At 64.7% G+C, this 941-nt stretch carries 1 protein-coding gene and 1 pseudogene; both read right to left on the bottom strand.

Features of this window, described 5'->3' with window-relative positions:
* The coding region (locus tag EOD07_RS35840; RefSeq protein WP_127238473.1) for a MoxR family ATPase at positions 1 to 730 on the bottom strand (730 nt) is incomplete at its 3' end.
* Positions 717 to 941 (bottom strand): annotated as a pseudogene (locus EOD07_RS35835) (DUF4350 domain-containing protein); the annotation flags it as partial. The gene EOD07_RS35840 and the pseudogene EOD07_RS35835, both read right to left, overlap by 14 nt.

The following is a 941-nucleotide window of genomic DNA, read 5'->3' as shown; positions in this document are numbered from 1 at the left end:
GGTCGGGGCTTTCGCGCGTGCCGCGCACGAGGGCCGCGATATAGCCGACGATATCGTCGACCAGCGTGACATCGCCGACCGTGGCAAGCGCGGCTTCAAGCGTCTTGCGGTCGGTCAGCGCCTTGATGCCATATTGCTCGATGTCGTGCGAGGCCGAGCCGCCGTGATTGACGATGATTGCGCGCTCCTCCGTGAGGTCCGGATAACTCACCCGATGCTTGAACAGGAAGCGGTCAAGCTGCGCCTCGGGCAGCGGATAGACGCCCTGATGCTCGATCGGGTTCTGCGTCGCCACCACCATGAAATTCCGGCCGAGCGAATGCGTGGTGCCGTCGAAGGTGACGGCGCACTCCTGCATGGCCTCGAGCAGGGCGGCTTGCGTCTTCGGCGGCGTGCGGTTGATTTCGTCGGCAAGCAGAAGATCGCAGAAGATCGGCCCGCGCGTCAGCGTGAACTGCCCGGTCTGGAAATTGTAGATGTTGGAGCCGACGATGTCGCCGGGCATCAAATCGGGCGTGAACTGGATGCGGCCATAGGCGACGCCGAGCGCCTGCGCGAAGCAGCGCGCCGTCATGGTCTTGGCGGTGCCGGGCGGGCCTTCGAGCAGGATATGCCCGCCGGCGAACAAAGCCGTCAGCATTAGGTCGACCGTATCGCGCTGCCCGGTGATCGCTTTCGCCACCTCTTCCCTGATCGCGTTCGCCAGGGCCTTCACTTCATCGACGTTCACCGAGCCTCCTTGCCGTCCAGTCATGCAGCTTTTCCGCTGCTTCATGCATTGCGGCCAAACTGTTGGAATCGTTCACTGCCTTGAACCGCGCGGTGAAACCATGAGCCTCGCCCTTGTCGCGGGAATCGAGCCATCGGTCGAGCGCTTCGCCCTGCAGCCCGTGCGGCGCGCCGAGCAGCGCGGCGGCGCGCTGCCGCATCAGCGCCGCGTA

This window comes from Mesorhizobium sp. M2C.T.Ca.TU.002.02.1.1 (assembly GCF_003997225.1).
Note: the sequence above shows the minus strand (reverse complement) of the source record. Positions and strands in the feature narration are given on the sequence as shown.